The organism is Pseudomonas sp. R-28-1W-6, assembly GCF_009799925.1.
Classification (GTDB): domain Bacteria; phylum Pseudomonadota; class Gammaproteobacteria; order Pseudomonadales; family Pseudomonadaceae; genus Aquipseudomonas.
The window spans coordinates 476,115-491,474 of sequence record NZ_WELK01000002.1; the positions used below are offsets into that span (position 1 = coordinate 476,115).

The following is a 15,360-nucleotide window of genomic DNA, read 5'->3' on the forward strand; positions in this document are numbered from 1 at the left end:
CAGAGCCGAATGCCAGGGTGAAGCATTCCAACCCACAGTAGCCGATCCGCCCTGCAATCTTGCCGCTACTGCCGCCGGCAGTGCGGGAGTCGACATCCCCTCAGAACAACCCCAGCTGCCGGTCGACCAGACGGCCGAAGTCGTCATCCACGAACGGCAAAATCGCGTCCGCCACCGGCTGCAGCTGGCGCGACAGGTAGTGCTCGTAGTCGATCCGCGTGCTGCGGGTTTCCAGCGGCTCGGGCCCGGCGAGGGTCATCACGTAGCTGATCCAGCCGCCGTTCTGGTACTGCCGCGGCCGGCCCTGGCGCTGGTTGTAGTCGTCGGCCAGGCGCGCCGCGCGCACATGCGGCGGCACGTTGCGCTGGTAATCACCGAGTTGGCGGCGCAGGCGCTTGCGGTAGATCAGCAGCTCGTCCAGTTCGCCGGCCAGGGTGCGCCGCACGTAGTCGCGCACATAGGCCTGGTAGGGCTGGCGGTTGAAGATGCGCTGGTAGAGCTCCTGCTGGAACTGCCGGGCCAGCGGCGACCAGTCGCTGCGCACCGTTTCCAGTCCCTTGTAGACCATCTCCTCGCGCCCGTCCGCGCGCCGTACCAGGCCGGCGTAGCGCTTCTTGCTGCCCTCCTCGGCGCCGCGGATGGTCGGCATCAGGAAGCGCCGGTAGTGGGTCTCGAACTGCAGCTCCAGCGCGCTGTCCAGGCCGTATTCCTGTTGCAGGTACTCGCGCCACCACTGGTTGACCCGCTGCACCAGCGCCAGGCCGATGCGCGCCGCGTCTTCTTCGGCATGTTCGTGGCCGAGCCAGACGAAGGTGGAGTCGGTGTCGCCGTAGATCACCCCATGGCCTTCGGCTTCGATCAGCTCGCGTGTGCGGCGCATGATCTCGTGGCCGCGCAGGGTGATCGACGAAGCCAGGCGGGTGTCGAAGAAGCGGCAACCGCTGGAGCCGAGCACGCCGTAGAAGGCGTTCATGATGATCTTCAGCGCCTGCGACAGCGGCGCATTGCCGTCGCGCTTGGCCGCCTCGCGCCCCTGCCAGACCCGTTCGACGATGGCCGGCAGGCAGTGCTTGCTGCGCGAGAAGCGCGCGCCGCGAAAACCGGGGATCGACTGACTGTCGTCGGGATGGCGCAGACCTTCCACCAGGCCCACCGGGTCGATCAGGAAGGTGCGGATGATCGACGGGTACAGGCTCTTGTAGTCGAGCACCAGCACCGACTCGTACAGGCCCGGGCGCGACGCCATGACGAAGCCGCCGGGGCTGGCCTGCGGGATCTTCTCGCCGAGGTTGGGCGCGACGAAACCCTGGCGGTGCATCAGCGGCATATACAGGTGGGTGAAGGCCGCCACCGAGCCGCCGCTGCGGTCGACCGGCAGGCCGGTGACGGCGGCGCGTTCGAGGAGGAAGGTGAGCAGTTCGGTCTTGGCGAAGATGCGCGTCACCAGCTCGCAGTCCTTGAGGTTGTAGCGCGCCAGGGCGGGCTTGTCCTCGGCGAACATGCGATTGATCTCGTCCATGCGCTGGTAGGGCGTATCGATCGACTTGCCCTCGCCGAGCAGGGTCTGTGCGACATACTCCAGGCTGAACGAGGGGAAGTTCCAGGTCGCCGAGCGCAGCGCCTCGATGCCGTCGATGATCAAGCGGCCGGCTGCTGCGGCGAAGTAGTGCTTGCCGCTGCCGTGCTCGCGCCAGCCCATCTCGTCGCCGCCACGCCCCAGGCGCAGCGGCACCTTGAGGCGCTGGGCATGTTCGTGGAGCACGCGCAGGTCGAACTGCACCAGGTTCCAGCCGATGATCGCGTCGGGGTCGTGGCGAGCCAGCCAGTGGTTGAGCCGCTCCAGCAGCTCGGCGCGGGTAGCGCTGTAGTCGAGGTCGAAATCCACCTCGGCAGCCACTGCGGGCTGCGGGCCGAGCATATACACCTGGCGCTGGCCACAGCCTTCCAGGGCGATGGAGTACAGCTCGCCATGCTCGCTGGTTTCGATGTCGAGGGAGACCAGGCGCAGTGGCGGGCGGTAGTCTGGCGCCGGCTTGAGCTGCGCTTCGAGCAGCAGGCCACCGTCACCGGGCGTACCGCCAAAGTGTACCGGCGCGGTGATGAAACGCTCCATCAGGTAGCGCTCCGGCGGGCGCACATCGGCCTCGTAGACGTCGACGCCGGCCTTGCGCAACTGCTTGTCGAGGTTGATCAGCGGGCGATGCTGCGGGCAGTACAGGCCGAGCACCGGGCGGTGGTGAAAATCGTACAGGCCCAGTTCACGCAGTTCCGCACCGCGCGCGCCCTGCAGCAGTGCTTCGGCACGCGCGCGCTGCTCGGCCGGGATGAAGGCCACCGACGGCTGATGGGGCACGCGCACCAGACGCGGGCCGGTGTCGGTCGCCAGCCAGAACTCGACCTGCGTGCCAGCCGGCGTATCGCGCCAGTGCCGGGTCAGGACAAAGCCCCGCTGTAGATCCACCGCTGCCACCTCGAATGCCTGGTTCACCGTCCGATTCTACTGGCCCGGGGCGATCCACGCTGGTTTTCGAGCCACTGCGGGCCAGCCCAGGGCAACCCGAGCCGGTCGATGTCTCGTGCACGAATAGCCAAAGGCTTACACGGCAAGGCTGCGATTGGCCCTGTCGGCGACCGGTCAGTGCGCCTAATCTAAGCCCATCACTGATGAGCAGGACGCTCATCGGGATCAAGGATGATCGACCATCGCCAGGAAGGCAGCTGACAGGATGTCGGAATGGTCTGAGAAAAACCCGCTTCGGCGGGTTTTTTGTTGCCTGGGCAAAAGGGCCGAGGTCATGTTTAGCCCTGGCCTCACCGCCACCGGGCTGCTGGCACCGGCGCCCACCCCTTGAATCTTGCCCGCGCAACTCGCAGAGTTGCCCCACTATCGAGGTGGCCGGAGGCTGCGGTGCTCAAGCAATTACTGGGTGGACTCACGCTGCTTCTGCTCTGCCGCCTGGCCGCCGCCGAGGAACCGGCGCTCAGCGCCGACCAGCTGCGCTTCATCACCGCCAACGCCGAGTTCACCCTGCTTCACGAGATGGGGCATCTGCTGATCCACGAACTCAAGCTGCCGGTGCTCGGACGCGAGGAGGACGCCGCCGACCAGCTGGGCTTCATCGGCCTGTTCCTGCTGTATGGCAAGCCGCGCGATGCCGATTTCTACCAGAAGCTGCTCGATGTGGCCGAGTACTGGCGCCTGGAGTCGCAGCGGCCCAAGCCGGCCCATGAGGAGATCCAGCCCTGGGACAGCCACGCCCTGGATGCCCAGCGCTTCTACAACATCGCCTGCCTGGCCTACGGCAGCGACCCCGATCGCCTCGACTGGATGATCCAGACCACCGGCCTGCCGGTGGAACGGGCGCTCTACTGCGACGAGGAATACCGCCAGGCGCAATATGCCGTGCAGTGGTTCGAGCAACGCCTGCAGCGCCCCCGCGGCAGCCCCATCCGGCAGCGCATCCGCGTGTTGTACGACGAGCCCCCCGGTCACCTGAGCTACGGGCCGGAGATGCTGGCCAAGGTCAAGGCATCCGGCGAGCTGGAGGCGGTAGCCGACAAGGCCAGCGCGATGTTCGACCTGCCCCGTGACGCAACCCTGCGCCTGAGCAGTTGCGGCGCACCCGACGCCTGGTACGACGCGCGCAATGCCGAGGTCGTGCTCTGCTACGAGAGCCTCGAGCACTTTCACCAGCTGGCCAGGTCGCGAGCGCTCCCCCGGCCGCCAAGCCACTGAGTGCCGGCGCAGCCGCTCACCAGCTCAGCAGGAACATGGCCTTGGCCAGGAACAGGATGCCGAGCATCTGCACCAGCACGCTGAGGTGGATAAAGCGCGAGCGGGCCGGGGTCATGCGCCCGCTGCGCATCAGATAGACCACGGCAACGAAGTGGCCGAGGATGCTCAGCGCCAGGCCGATCTTCAGCACCAGCAAGGTACCGAAGCTGCTGGCGAAGGGTTCGCGCAGCACCGCCCGGTACTGCCAGGCCAGCCCCACACCGGCACCGTATAGTGCCAGCACCACCCAGTGCATGACCTGCCGGGCACGCTGCCCCAGCGCCCGCGACAGCTGCTCGCGCGGGGCCGCCTCCAGCTGCCGGGCGGCGCGGCTAAGAATCATCACCTCGAAGAACACTCCGCCGATGAAGAAGGCGGCGGCGCTCAGGTGGACGAACTTCAGCAATAGATAACCCATCACCACTCCTTAGCCGGGATGCCCGTCGGCGCGGGTGCTGCAGAGCATGGGCGCATAGCAGTAAAGGTACTGGGCGAAGGCGCAGGTCCAGCAGATGGCCGCCAGCCACAGCGACGGCAGGTACCAGAAGCCGACCCCCAGCACGCGGAACACACCGCCCAGGTTGAGCAGCACGAAGGCCAGGGCGAAACCGCGAGGCAGTTCCAGCGGCCGCCCGGTATGCCCCAGCGAGACCCGCGCCAGCATGGCCAGGATCAGGCCGCCCACGCCACCGACGGTCAGGGCATGCAGGGCTTGGCTGGGATTGCCGAGCAGGCCGAAATGCCACAGTGCCATGCCGGCGCAGGCCAGCACCAGCCAGGCATAGGCCAGGTGCAGCGACCACAGCAGCGGCACCCGCAGCAGGCCGCTGTCGAACCAGCGCACCAGGCGGATGCCATGGCCCAGGGCCAGGGCGGCGAACGCCAGGCCGAGCCAGGCCTGCGCCAGCAATGCGATGCCGGCGGCATGCAGCACGGCCAGCACGGCGCTGACCAGCAGCAAGGCCCAGTCCAGCCAGGCCCAGGGCTGCACCGCCGTCACCCGGCCGAGGCCGCGCTGGGTGAAGAAGGGAATCACCCGCCCGCCGATCAGCCCCATCATCGCCGCCACCAGCCACACCGCGGCCCAGGCGCCCTGCCGCTGCCAGCCGTCGTTGCCCTGCTGCACGCCGAGCAGGGTCAGCAGGTCGGCGCCCAGCAACAGCAGTAGCACGGCCACGATCGGGTAATTGCGACTCTGCCGCACCGCCCACAGCAGGCGCGCCATCACCAGCGCCACGCCGGCGAAGAACAGCAGGTTACCGAGCAGCAGCAACAACGGCGAGCCCGCCCACCACAGCAGCCGCGCCAGCAGCCAGATGGCCACCAGCACCGCCAGCGGCTTGCCGGACAGGCTCGGCCGCCCGGTCCAGGTCTGCACCGCGGTCAGCAGGAAGCCGGCGATGATCGCCCCGGCGAAGCCGAACACCAGCTCATGGCGGTGCCAGGCCAGCCAGCCGCCCAGGGGTTGCCCCGCCAGCGGCCAGCCCTGCAGCGCCAGCAGCCACAACGGAATGGCCAGCGCCGCCAGCAGGCTGCCCAGCAGGAAGAACGGGCGAAAGCCGAGACGCAGCAGAGGCGTGATTGCCATCGCCTTGCGCTTGTCGAGAATCTGCATAGCTGCTCCTGCTCCACGCCAGCCGGCGTACGACCACATCAATGGACACTTGGCCACCATCATGACCTGCCACCTGGCCAAGGCCATGACCGAAATCAAGCCGACGAAGCACACAGCGGAAAACCGCAGTGGCCACCGCCGCCAGCCTGGCGCTGCCGCCGCAGTCTTACCGGCGCCCCCTTGCCGCCTGGCAAGCCCTTGAAAATCCGGAAATTCCTCGCAAAAGCGCGACGCATTCAGGCAAAACTGTCGACCGCTTGGCACAGGCCATCGGGAAAACTTGCTGCAATGGAACGCGCGCTAAATCGCCGCGTCCAACTGCGCGCAGAACCGTGCCCGACACGGTCGCAGCAGTTGTCTTTTGCGTATGGAAGTTCAGGAGTATTCCAATGAAGAGTTTGGCGGTAATGGTTCTAGGCTCGGTCCTGCTGTTGTCGGGCTGCAGCTTCAGCGCCCCTGGCGTGCATGCCCGCATCGGCGATGTCGATTCGGTCCACCTCGATGTCGGCGACGGCCACCACGGCGGTGGCAGCTTCTGCCCTCCCGGGCATCGCATGAAAGGGAGCTGCTAAATGAGCGCGCGTCTGCTGATCCTGGCCATGGCGGCCATCCTCATGACCGGCTGCAGCCTACGACTGCCGGGTATCGGCATCGACATCGGTGGCGGCGGCGACGGTGGCGGCCCGCACCACTGCCCGCCCGGACAGGCCAAGAAAGGCAACTGCTGACCCAGGCACCGGGTTGGCAACAGAGGAAGGCCAGCCATTGCTGGCCTTCGCCGTTTCCGGCCACCACGCGCGGGCTGGCGACCTGGCGGCAAATCGCCGATGCTGTGCCCATGCACCTGATCGATACCCACACCCATCTCGACTTTCCCGACTTCGACGCCGACCGCAGTGCCGTGCTCGCACGTAGCCGTGCCCTGGGCGTGGAGAAGCTGGTGGTGCTCGGCGTGTACCAGGCCAACTGGCAGCGCCTGTGGGACCTGGTGCAGGACGATTCCGGCCTGTACGCCGCCTTCGGCCTGCACCCGGTCTACCTCGAGCAGCACCGCCCCGAGCACCTGGGCGAACTGCGCCACTGGCTCGAACGCCTGGCCGGCCATCCCCGGCTCTGCGCGGTGGGCGAGTTCGGCCTGGACTACTTCCTCGACCAGCTCGACCGCCAGCGCCAGCAGGCACTGTTCGAGGCCCAGCTGCGGCTGGCCGCCGAGTTCGAGCTGCCGGTCCTGCTGCATGTGCGCCGCGCCCACGCGGCCACCATCGCCACCCTGAAGCGCTGCCAGCTCAAGCGCGGCGGGATCATCCATGCATTCGCCGGCAGCCATGAGGAGGCCCGCGAATACCTGCGGCTCGGTTTCAAGCTCGGCCTCGGCGGCGCGCCGACCTGGCCGCAGGCCCTGCGCCTGCGCAGGGTCGTGGCCCGGCTGCCGCTGGAGGCCATCGTCCTGGAAACCGACGCACCGGACATGGCCCCGGCCATGCACGCCAACCAGCGCAACAGCCCGGAGTTCCTCGCCGACATCTGCACGGCCCTGGCCGAACTACGCGGCATCGGCGCGGAAGAGCTGGCCAGCGCCAGCAGCCGCAACGCCGCCGCCCTGTTCGGCTGGCCGCACTGACACCATCCAGAAACGACAAGGCCCGCCAGATGGCGGGCCTTGTGCAGCACGAGCAGCGACTCAGACGCGAAACGCGCTGATCAGCTCCTTGAGGCGGCCGACCTGGTCGGACAGCTGGCGGCTGGCCTGTTCGGTCTGCACCGCGCCTTCGGCCGTGCGCTCGCCGGCCTGGTTGATCTCGACGATGTTCATGTCGATATCGTGGGCCACCGCGGTCTGCTGCTCGGCGGCGGCGGCGATCTGCTGGTTCTGGTCGACGATCATGCCCACCGCGCCGAGGATGTTCTCCAGCGCCTGCTGCACGTTGGCCGACTGGCTGACGGTGCTTTCGACCATCTGGTGGCTGCCGTTCATGGCGGTCACCGTGGCGCCGACCCCGCTCTGCAGGCGGCCGATCATCTGCTCGATCTCTTCGGTGGACTGGTGGGTGCGCTTGGCCAGGTTGCGCACCTCGTCGGCCACCACCGCGAAGCCGCGGCCCTGCTCGCCGGCGCGCGCCGCCTCGATGGCCGCGTTGAGCGCCAGCAGGTTGGTCTGCCCGGCGATGCCCTTGATCACTTCCAGCACCTGGCTGATCGAGGCGCTGTCGGCGGCCAGCTGGTTGATCACGCTCACCGACTTCTCGATCTCGCTGGCCAGCAGCTGGATGCTGCCGACCTGGGACTCGACCATGCCGCGGCCGCTGACGGTTTCCTGGTTGACGCTGTGCGCGCTGTCCACCGCGGCGGCGGCGCTGCGTGCGACCTCCTGGGCGGTGGCGGACATCTGGTTCATCGCTGTGGCCACCTGCTCAATCTGCCCGCGCTGGGCGCTGACCGCCTGGCTGCTCTCGCCGGAGACCAGCTCGACGCGATCGGCCTGGCGCTCGACTTCGGTCACGGTCTGGCCGACCAGCTCGATCAGGTCGCGGATCTTCGCCACGGTGCCGTTGAACACCTGGCCCAGCTCGCCCAGCTCGTCCTGGCTCTTGACGCTGACCCTGACCGTCATGTCGCCGGCGGCGACCTGGCCCAGGGTCTGGCCAAAGCCCTTCAGGGTGGTGCGGGTGGACACGTAGAAGCCGCCATACAGGTAGCCGATCAGCAGGAACACCAGCACCAGCGCCACCACCAGCAGGATCATCTGCACACGCTTGGCGGCCAGGCGCTCGCTCAGTTCCTCATCGAGGAAGCCCAGCACCGCATCGTCGAGCACATAGGTCTTGTCGATGCTGCCGCTCATCCGGTCGAAGAAGCCCTGCCACGGCGCGTCCAGGGTATCGGCCATGAGGATCTGCTCTTCCAGCAGGCTGCCGCCCTCGGTCAGGCTGCTGCGGCTGGCTTCGGCCAGCGCGGTCAGCTGCTTCTGTGCCAGGGCGTTGCCCTGCAGGGCGTTCTGGATCTTGAAGCCGTATTCGGCGTGCAGCTTTTCCAGCTCCAGCAGCAGTTCGTCGAGCTTGGTGCTGTCGGAGGAGCCGAGGATGCCCTGGCCCAGGGAGTAGGAGCCCAGGGCGCGGCCCTTGCTCAGGGCCTTGGTCACCGGCGGGGTGACCGTGGTCAGCAGCTCGGTCATCTGCCGCACCGTCAGCTCGCCGTCCTGGCTGAGGCCAGACTGGCTGGCGACGAACTTGATGAACACCTCGGCATTGTCCAGCGCCTTGACCCCCAGGCCGGCCTTGCTGCGCTGCGAAGACTCCTGCTTGAGCGCATCGAGGGCGGCCTTGATGGCGTCACGCTGGATGTTGAATTCTTCGATCTTCTGCGCGTCGCTGCTGCTCGGCTGCAACTGCCCCAGGGTGGCATTGATGCTGGTTTCCAGTGCACCGATCTGCGCGACCAGCTTCTCCGACTCGCCGGACTGGCCGAGCACAGCATTGATCTCCAGCAGATCGTTGAGGCGCTCCAGCTCCTGACGCATCTTCAGGCTCTGCTTGAGCAGCTCGAGGCTTTGCAGTTCCGACCGGGTATCGACGAACTCGTGATAGGAGTCGCGCACTAGATAGAAATTGGTGATCAGCATGGGCAGGAAGAAAAGCACACTGATCAGGCTGAACTTCATGCCGAAGCTCAGGCGGTTCATCAGCGCAATGGCGGGATACAACACGCTATTCACTAAACGTCTCCTGTTGCCATTATTGTTGTATGCCGGTTGGGAGCAGACCGGCGCTGGAACGGCAAAATAGGGGTGTCACAGGTTTTCTCTCGGCGCCGTGCTCAGGCAAGCACATGCACCTCCTCAAGCTGTATACCGGATATCGACCTCAACCTCTGTAACTTAAGGTTAAGAATGCGCACACCTCTCCGCTTCGGCATTGACCTGGGTGGCACCAAGACGGAAATCATCGCCCTGCAAGGCTCCGACGAACGCTTGCGCCGGCGCCTGCCGACGCCCCAGGGCGACTACCAGGCAAGCCTGCAGACCATCGTGCGCCTGGTGCGTGAAGCCGAGCAGCAGCTGGGCGCCAGCGGCAGCGTGGGCATCGGCATTCCCGGCACCCGCTCGCCCGACCATGGGCGGATCAAGAACGCCAACTCGGTGTGCCTGATCGGCCAGGACCTGCAAGGCGACCTGGAACAGCTGCTGCAGCGCCCGGTGCGCCTGGCCAACGACGCCGACTGCTTCACCCTGTCGGAAGCCAGTGACGGTGCCGGCGCAGGGGCCGACAGCGTGTTCGGGGTGATCCTCGGCACCGGAGTGGGGGGCGGCATCGTGATTAACGGGCGCCTGCTCGGTGGGCCGAATGCCATCGCCGGCGAATGGGGGCACAACGCCCTGCCCTGGCGCAACCCGACCGACGGTGCGGCGCGCTCATGCTACTGCGGCCTGGACGATTGCATCGAGACCTTTCTCAGCGGCCCCGGCTGGGCCGCACGCAGCGCCCTGGGGCTGGATGCGGCGCAACTGGCGGCCGCTGCCCAGGCTGGCGAAGCGGCCGCCCAGCTGGCGCTGCAGCGCTACTGCGACCAGCTGGCACGCGGCCTGGCCTCGGTAATCAACCTGCTCGATCCGCACGTGATAGTGCTGGGCGGCGGCCTGTCGAATATCGCCGCGCTGTATGAGCAGGTGCCACCGCTACTGGTGCGCCACGTGTTCTCCGACCAGGTCAACACCCGCCTGTTGTCGGCTCGCCATGGCGACTCCAGCGGGGTGCGCGGCGCCGCCTGGCTGTGGCCGTAGCATTCAGAGCAGAAGAATCCACACGGCGAAGGCGGCATACCAGAGCACGGCCGACCGCACCAGCAGCTGCCACAGCTCATCCAGACTGCTGACCCCGGGCTCGCCCACCTGCGGCTCGGGCAGCTCGCTGGCGGCACGCCCGGCATTGACCAGCAACTGCGTCGCCGGAATGTCCCAGCCGAGCAGGTCGTGCAGCACCGCACGGCTGACCGCAGCAAAGTTGCCGACCAGGGCGAAGCTGGCCGCCAGCACCCGCACCGGCAACCAGTCCAGGCCATGGCGCAACTGCGCGGCCCGCTCGGCCAGCGGCGCAGTCGCGGCATGTTCGCTGGTCAGCGCCAGCAGGCGGTAGGCCAGCGGCACCAGCGGGCCGAGCAGCGCGTACCAGAAGATCACCGCAAAGAAGCCCTGATAGGCCTGCCACAGCTCATAGCCCTGCACCCGCAGCAACAGCTCGGCCTCGCCATCGGCCTCGAGGCCGAGGTCACGCTCGGCCACATGCAGCGCCGCCTGGTCATCGCCACGCCGCCAGGCATCGCGAAACGGCCCCAGCGCCGCCAGCACATCGCCACGCCCCAGGCAGTAGATCACCACCAGCAGATGCACCGGCAAGGCCAGCCAGCCATAGGCCAGCGGCTCCAGCACCAGCAGCAGCCCCCCGAGCAGCAGCACCGGCAGCAGCACCAGCAGCGCCAGCTGCAACCATGGCGAGGCATCCGCCCGCGCCTCGGCCCGGGCCAGTTGGCGCAACCACAGGCCATCGCGCTGGATACGCCGACGCCCGGCAGAAAACTTCTCCACCCAGAGCACCAGCAACAGCACCAGAAAGTTCATCTACCGCTCTCCTTGATCCAGCAGGGCCGCGCGCAGGCGTGACCAGTCGAAATACGGGCCCGGGTCGGTCTTGCGGCCCGGGGCGATATCGCTGTGCCCACAGATCCGCGCCACGCTGAGCGCCGGGTAGGCCTGCAGCAACTGGCGGCTCAGGTCGACCAGCGCCGCATACTGGGCCTCGCTGAACGGCAAGTCATCGGTGCCCTCCAGCTCGATGCCCAGGGAAAAATCATTGCAGCCCTCGCGCCCCTCGAAGCTGGAGACCCCGGCATGCCAGGCCCGCTCGTTGCAGGAGACAAACTGGGTGACGCCCCCGTCACGCTCGATCAGGAAATGCGCGGACACCTGCAGATGGGCGATGCCGGCGTAGTAGGCGTGCTCGTCAAGCGGCAGGCAGTTCTGGAAGAACTGCTGCACCTTGCCCGTACCAAACTGCCCGGGCGGCAGGCTGATGTTATGGATCACCAGCAGGGAAACCTCCCCCAGCGGGCGCGCATTGCAATTCGGCGAGGGGCAGTGCTGCACACCGGCACACCAGCCGCTGACGGGGTCCAACTGCATAGGGGCTCCTTGAACAGTCCCGCCACTGTAGCAGATAGCCGGCCGCGCCTCAGGGCCTGCGCGGTTCGCACAAACGACAACGCCCGGCACGAGCCGGGCGTTGTCGGGCCAAGCGGAAGGTCAGGCGCCCTTGAGCTTGCGCAGGTTGCCGATCACCGACTCCAGGGCCCGATCGAACAGCAGGGCATCGTCCAGCATGCGGATCGCCGCACGGCGGAACTCCACGGCCAGGCCCATGCGCGTCTTCTCCAGTACCTTCATGCCGGTGCGGTTGACGAAGATGTATTTGCCGGTCGGCTTGATGATGGCCGCCAGCTTGCAGCGCAGCTTGTGCTCCTCGTCTTCCATGATCTCCACCCAGCTGCCGACGCGCAGGCTATCGACCTGCAGCAGGGTTTCGTCGTCATCGGGCAGATTGATCTCGGGCTCGCGCTCACGCGACTCGCCCGGCGCCAGCAGGACGATTTCCTCGACCACCTCGACCATGGCTGGCGCCGCCAACTCGGGCTCGGCAGCCGGAAGCTCGAGCAGTGCCTCGAGATCGTCCGGCAGCTCATCCCCGGCCTCTTCACCCAGAGGCGCCGCAAGCATTTCAGGCTCGACAGGTGCGCGTGTGAAACGCTGGAAGGCCTGCACATGCACGGACTCCAGCTGGCTGAAGAACTCGCTGGTGACGAACGGATCGATCGCAGCCCCCGCCAGCCCCTCGCGCAGGGCCTTGAGCAGGTCCGGGACCAGCTCCAGCAGACGCTGGCGGTCTTCCGGCTCCTCGTGCGGCTCGACGCTCCAGACCAGGTCGTCCATCACCGCCAGCGCCGCCTGCCACTCGGCAGACTCGACACCGTGTTTCAGGCAGCTCAGCTGCAACACCTTGCTCCAGCCTTCCCGCAGCAGGAGCACCACCACCTCGGGCAGGGTCTTGCCCAGCAGGCGAGCATTCAGCGCCTGCTCGACCTGCTGGCGCGCCAGCTCGGCCCTGGCCCGGCCCTCCTCGGCATCGCGGGTGCGCTGTTCGAGCAGCTCGCTGCGGCGCCGTTCATCGCCGGTGAAGGCGAGGAACTCAGCGAGCAGGTCGGCGAAAATGCTTGGATCGTCGGTGAAGTCATTGAGCAGGCGCTGGACCACCTGCTCGATGCGCTGAAACAGGCTGTCGCGCCGGGCATCGTCCTGGGTGCTCCAGCCCAGCGCCGCCGAGGCGATCTCGTTGAGCAGGCGCCTGGCCGGGTGGCTGCCACGGCTGAAGAAGGTCTTGTCCAGCACCGCGACCTTGAGCATGGGGATCTGCAGGCGGCCGATCAGCGCCTTGAGCGAATCCGGCAGGGTACGGTCGTCCAGGATGAACTCGAACAGCATGGACACCAGGTTGATCACATCCTCATCGACCTCACCGACCACGCGCGCCTTGCCGCTTTTGGCACTGGCGCGGGTCAGCAACAGTTCCAGCTGGTTGCGCAGGTCGAAGTCATCGGCGGCCGGTGCCCCATCGGCCGGCAGGCGCTGCTGCATATGCGAGAGCAGACGCATCAGATCGTTGCTGGAAATCGGCAGCGCATCGGCCGGCACCGCACGACGCGGCGCGGCCGCAGTCCCGCGCACATGGGAGAGCAGCTCCTGCAGCGCGCCGAAGACCTCCTGCACGCCTTCATCGGCGAAAGCGGCTGCACCGTCACTCGTCGCCGCCTCCCGGGCGACCCGATTGCCCGGCGTCTCGCGGCCCGGTGCATGGCGTCGGACCGGCAGTGCGGACTTCAGCTCCGGCAACACGCCGGCCTCGACCAGTTGCTGGTTGGCCGCGGCATACAACTGGTCGAGATCGGCCAGCACATACTTCTCGAAGAGTTTGAGCACGATCAGCTTGACGCGAATCTCCACGCCAAGCCCGGCACAGGCGGCCATGAACTGCTCGCAGAGGGCACGCGGCCCCAGCGGATTGCTCTTGTCATCGAGCTTCTGGCTGACGATGGCGTTGCAGCGGGTGGTCAAGTGGCCCAGCGCCACCCCGTCGCGGCTGATCACCCGCGCCACCATGGCATCCAGGGCAACCGCCTCCTCGAGCACATCGTCCTGTACCAGCGAGAGGCTCTCGAAGGACACGCCGCTCAGCTGCGGGGCCTGGCCGACCTGGTACTGGCTGACGACCGCGAAGCTCTCGAAGACCTTCTGCAGGAAGCTCCGCTCGATCGTCTTGCGCTTGAGGCGCAGATCGCGCATGGCTTCGAAGAAGGCATTCTGCTCGGCATTGCTCGCCGCCCGGTCGGCCATGTCGAACAGCGTGTCGTCGGCATTGTCGAACAGTGCCTGCAGCGCCTGCCTGAGCTGCTGCGCAGCCTTGTCGCGCACCTGGATCAGGGCCACGGGAAGTCTTCCTGCCTGCGAAGTTGGCGAATGCTCAGGGGCGACCCTGTTCAGGTGCACCACTTTCGCGTCGGTCTGCATTACGAGTCTCCCGCAGGAGCCAGATCGGGCGGCCTGCAAACAATCAACGGGCGTCACTTTCGCGCCAATTACACGGCGTCAAAAATTATGACAACTATCATTATGTAGGGAGGGTTGCAGAATGACCAATTCTCCCCCGCTGCAGACATGACCCAGATCACAGCCCGCACAAGACAAAGCCACGAATGGTCGGCAACTGTCGAGTGACACACCTTATCGGCCTGCTAGAAAGAGCGCAGATTCCCCGCCACCCACCTGCACCAGCCGTCGGCTATCTCTATAATCGCGCCATCCGACAGCGGAGGCAGCCATGCCCAACCTTACCCTTGCCGAGCTCGGCACCGAGATCCAGGCCAATGTCCGTTGCGCCCTGCACGAAGACATCGGCAGTGGCGACATTACCGCCCAGCTCATTCCCGCCGAACGCCAGGCCCGCGCCACCATCATCACCCGCGAGAACGCGGTGATCGCCGGCACCGCCTGGGTCGACGAGGTGTTCCGCCAGCTGGATTCGCGCGTGCGCGTGCACTGGCAGGTCGCCGACGGCGAACGCGCCAGCGCCAATCAGGCACTGTTCCATCTAGAGGGCCCGGCACGCGCCCTGCTCAGCGGCGAACGCAGCGCTCTGAACTTCCTGCAAAGCCTGTCCGCCGTCGCCACCCGCAGCCAGCACTTCGCCGACATGGTTCGTGACACTGCGGTCAAACTGCTCGACACCCGCAAGACCCTGCCTGGCCTGCGCCTGGCGCAGAAATACGCGGTCACCTGCGGCGGTTGCCACAACCACCGCATCGGCCTGTACGACGCCTTCCTGATCAAGGAAAACCACATCGCCGCCTGCGGCGGCATTGCCCAGGCCATCGCCAGCGCCCGGCAGATCGCCCCTGGCAAGCCGGTGGAGGTCGAAGTGGAAAGCCTGGCAGAGTTGCAGCAAGCCCTGGACGCCGGGGCCGACATCATCATGCTGGATGAACTGAGCCTGGACGACATGCGCACCGCCGTCAGCCTCACCGCCGGCCGCGCCAAGCTGGAAGCCTCCGGCGGCATCAACGAAAGCACCCTGCGCGCCATCGCCGAAACCGGCGTCGACTACATCTCCATCGGCAGCCTGACCAAGGACATCAAGGCCATCGACCTGTCGATGCGCCTGACCCTGTAAAACCATCGCCCACAAAAAAGCCCGCCTATTGGCGGGCTTTTTTATATGTGGTGCCGGAGACAGGAATCGAACCTGCGACCTTCGCGTTACGAGTGCGCTGCTCTACCAACTGAGCTACACCGGCAGCGGGCAGTAAACTAGCACCATGCGGAAAGGTATTCAATTGTAAGATCTGAAGCAAAAAAAGAGCCCCACCTAAGCGG

The 15,360-nt window shown here is 66.7% G+C and carries 13 protein-coding genes and 1 tRNA gene; 6 read left to right on the forward strand and 8 right to left on the reverse strand.

Annotated elements, in window-relative coordinates; all coding sequences use genetic code 11:
• Positions 1–100: 100 nt before the first annotated feature.
• Positions 101–2,461: a DNA polymerase II gene (locus F3I62_RS06420; protein WP_160489039.1), complete on the reverse strand. Its 2,361-nt coding sequence runs from the start codon at positions 2,459–2,461 to the stop codon at positions 101–103.
• Positions 2,462–2,908: 447 nt separating this feature from the next.
• On the opposite strand from F3I62_RS06420, the gene F3I62_RS06425 reads away from it, so the two are divergent.
• Entirely contained in the window at positions 2,909–3,736 is an 828-nt protein-coding gene (locus F3I62_RS06425; RefSeq protein WP_372240087.1) for a DUF4344 domain-containing metallopeptidase, read from the forward strand.
• Positions 3,737–3,752: 16 nt separating this feature from the next.
• Here the strand turns inward: F3I62_RS06425 and F3I62_RS06430 are convergent, their stop codons facing one another.
• The gene (locus F3I62_RS06430) at positions 3,753–4,193 is read right to left on the reverse strand and encodes a CopD family copper resistance protein (RefSeq protein ID WP_160488831.1); all 441 of its coding nucleotides are present in this window, start codon (positions 4,191–4,193) and stop codon (positions 3,753–3,755) included.
• A gap of 9 nt (positions 4,194–4,202) precedes the next feature.
• Entirely contained in the window at positions 4,203–5,390 is a 1,188-nt protein-coding gene (locus F3I62_RS06435) for an NnrS family protein (RefSeq protein WP_160488832.1), read from the reverse strand.
• 128 nt (positions 5,391–5,518) lie between these two features.
• Between F3I62_RS06435 and F3I62_RS20285 the strand changes: the two genes are divergently transcribed.
• From F3I62_RS20285 to F3I62_RS06445, 3 genes are all read left to right on the forward strand, one after another.
• The gene (locus F3I62_RS20285; RefSeq protein ID WP_256667660.1) at positions 5,519–5,962 is read left to right on the forward strand and encodes a hypothetical protein; all 444 of its coding nucleotides are present in this window, start codon (positions 5,519–5,521) and stop codon (positions 5,960–5,962) included.
• Positions 5,963–6,118 carry a hypothetical protein gene (locus tag F3I62_RS20130; protein WP_178122493.1) on the forward strand — a complete coding sequence of 52 codons (156 nt, stop codon included), beginning with the start codon at positions 5,963–5,965 and terminating at the stop codon, positions 6,116–6,118. It abuts the gene before it with no gap.
• A gap of 110 nt (positions 6,119–6,228) precedes the next feature.
• Positions 6,229–7,011 (forward strand): TatD family hydrolase, encoded by a 783-nt coding sequence (locus F3I62_RS06445; RefSeq protein WP_160488833.1) that lies wholly within the window; start codon positions 6,229–6,231, stop codon positions 7,009–7,011.
• A 60-nt stretch (positions 7,012–7,071) separates the two neighbouring features.
• On the opposite strand, the gene F3I62_RS06450 is transcribed toward F3I62_RS06445, so the two are convergent.
• Positions 7,072–9,102: a methyl-accepting chemotaxis protein gene (locus tag F3I62_RS06450; RefSeq protein ID WP_160488834.1), complete on the reverse strand. Its 2,031-nt coding sequence runs from the start codon at positions 9,100–9,102 to the stop codon at positions 7,072–7,074.
• A gap of 174 nt (positions 9,103–9,276) precedes the next feature.
• Between F3I62_RS06450 and F3I62_RS06455 the strand changes: the two genes are divergently transcribed.
• Positions 9,277–10,167, forward strand: a complete 891-nt coding sequence (locus F3I62_RS06455) for an ROK family protein (RefSeq protein WP_160488835.1) — start codon at positions 9,277–9,279, stop codon at positions 10,165–10,167.
• Positions 10,168–10,170: 3 nt separating this feature from the next.
• Here the strand turns inward: F3I62_RS06455 and ampE are convergent, their stop codons facing one another.
• The 3 genes from ampE to F3I62_RS06470 form a co-directional block, all read right to left on the reverse strand.
• Positions 10,171–11,001, reverse strand: a complete 831-nt coding sequence (ampE, locus tag F3I62_RS06460) for a regulatory signaling modulator protein AmpE (protein WP_160488836.1) — start codon at positions 10,999–11,001, stop codon at positions 10,171–10,173.
• Positions 11,002–11,562, reverse strand: coding sequence for a 1,6-anhydro-N-acetylmuramyl-L-alanine amidase AmpD (ampD, locus tag F3I62_RS06465; RefSeq protein ID WP_160488837.1), 561 nt, complete (start codon positions 11,560–11,562; stop codon positions 11,002–11,004).
• A 120-nt stretch (positions 11,563–11,682) separates the two neighbouring features.
• Positions 11,683–13,998, reverse strand: a complete 2,316-nt coding sequence (locus F3I62_RS06470) for a DUF1631 domain-containing protein (protein ID WP_160488838.1) — start codon at positions 13,996–13,998, stop codon at positions 11,683–11,685.
• 310 nt (positions 13,999–14,308) lie between these two features.
• On the opposite strand from F3I62_RS06470, the gene nadC reads away from it, so the two are divergent.
• The gene (gene nadC / locus F3I62_RS06475; protein WP_160488839.1) at positions 14,309–15,157 is read left to right on the forward strand and encodes a carboxylating nicotinate-nucleotide diphosphorylase; all 849 of its coding nucleotides are present in this window, start codon (positions 14,309–14,311) and stop codon (positions 15,155–15,157) included.
• 48 nt (positions 15,158–15,205) lie between these two features.
• Here nadC and F3I62_RS06480 read toward each other — a convergent pair.
• Positions 15,206–15,281 (reverse strand) — tRNA-Thr (locus F3I62_RS06480).
• Positions 15,282–15,360 lie beyond the last annotated feature (79 nt).

Coding starts and splice junctions, on each gene's coding strand:
- F3I62_RS06430 (WP_160488831.1), bottom strand. CDS start 4,193: ATGGGTTATCTATTGCTGAAGTTCGTCCACCTGAGCGCCGCCGCCTTC.
- F3I62_RS06435 (WP_160488832.1), bottom strand. CDS start 5,390: ATGCAGATTCTCGACAAGCGCAAGGCGATGGCAATCACGCCTCTGCTG.
- F3I62_RS20130 (WP_178122493.1), top strand. CDS start 5,963: ATGAGCGCGCGTCTGCTGATCCTGGCCATGGCGGCCATCCTCATGACC.
- F3I62_RS06445 (WP_160488833.1), top strand. CDS start 6,229: ATGCACCTGATCGATACCCACACCCATCTCGACTTTCCCGACTTCGAC.
- F3I62_RS06455 (WP_160488835.1), top strand. CDS start 9,277: ATGCGCACACCTCTCCGCTTCGGCATTGACCTGGGTGGCACCAAGACG.
- ampE (WP_160488836.1), bottom strand. CDS start 11,001: ATGAACTTTCTGGTGCTGTTGCTGGTGCTCTGGGTGGAGAAGTTTTCT.
- ampD (WP_160488837.1), bottom strand. CDS start 11,562: ATGCAGTTGGACCCCGTCAGCGGCTGGTGTGCCGGTGTGCAGCACTGC.
- F3I62_RS06470 (WP_160488838.1), bottom strand. CDS start 13,998: ATGCAGACCGACGCGAAAGTGGTGCACCTGAACAGGGTCGCCCCTGAG.
- nadC (WP_160488839.1), top strand. CDS start 14,309: ATGCCCAACCTTACCCTTGCCGAGCTCGGCACCGAGATCCAGGCCAAT.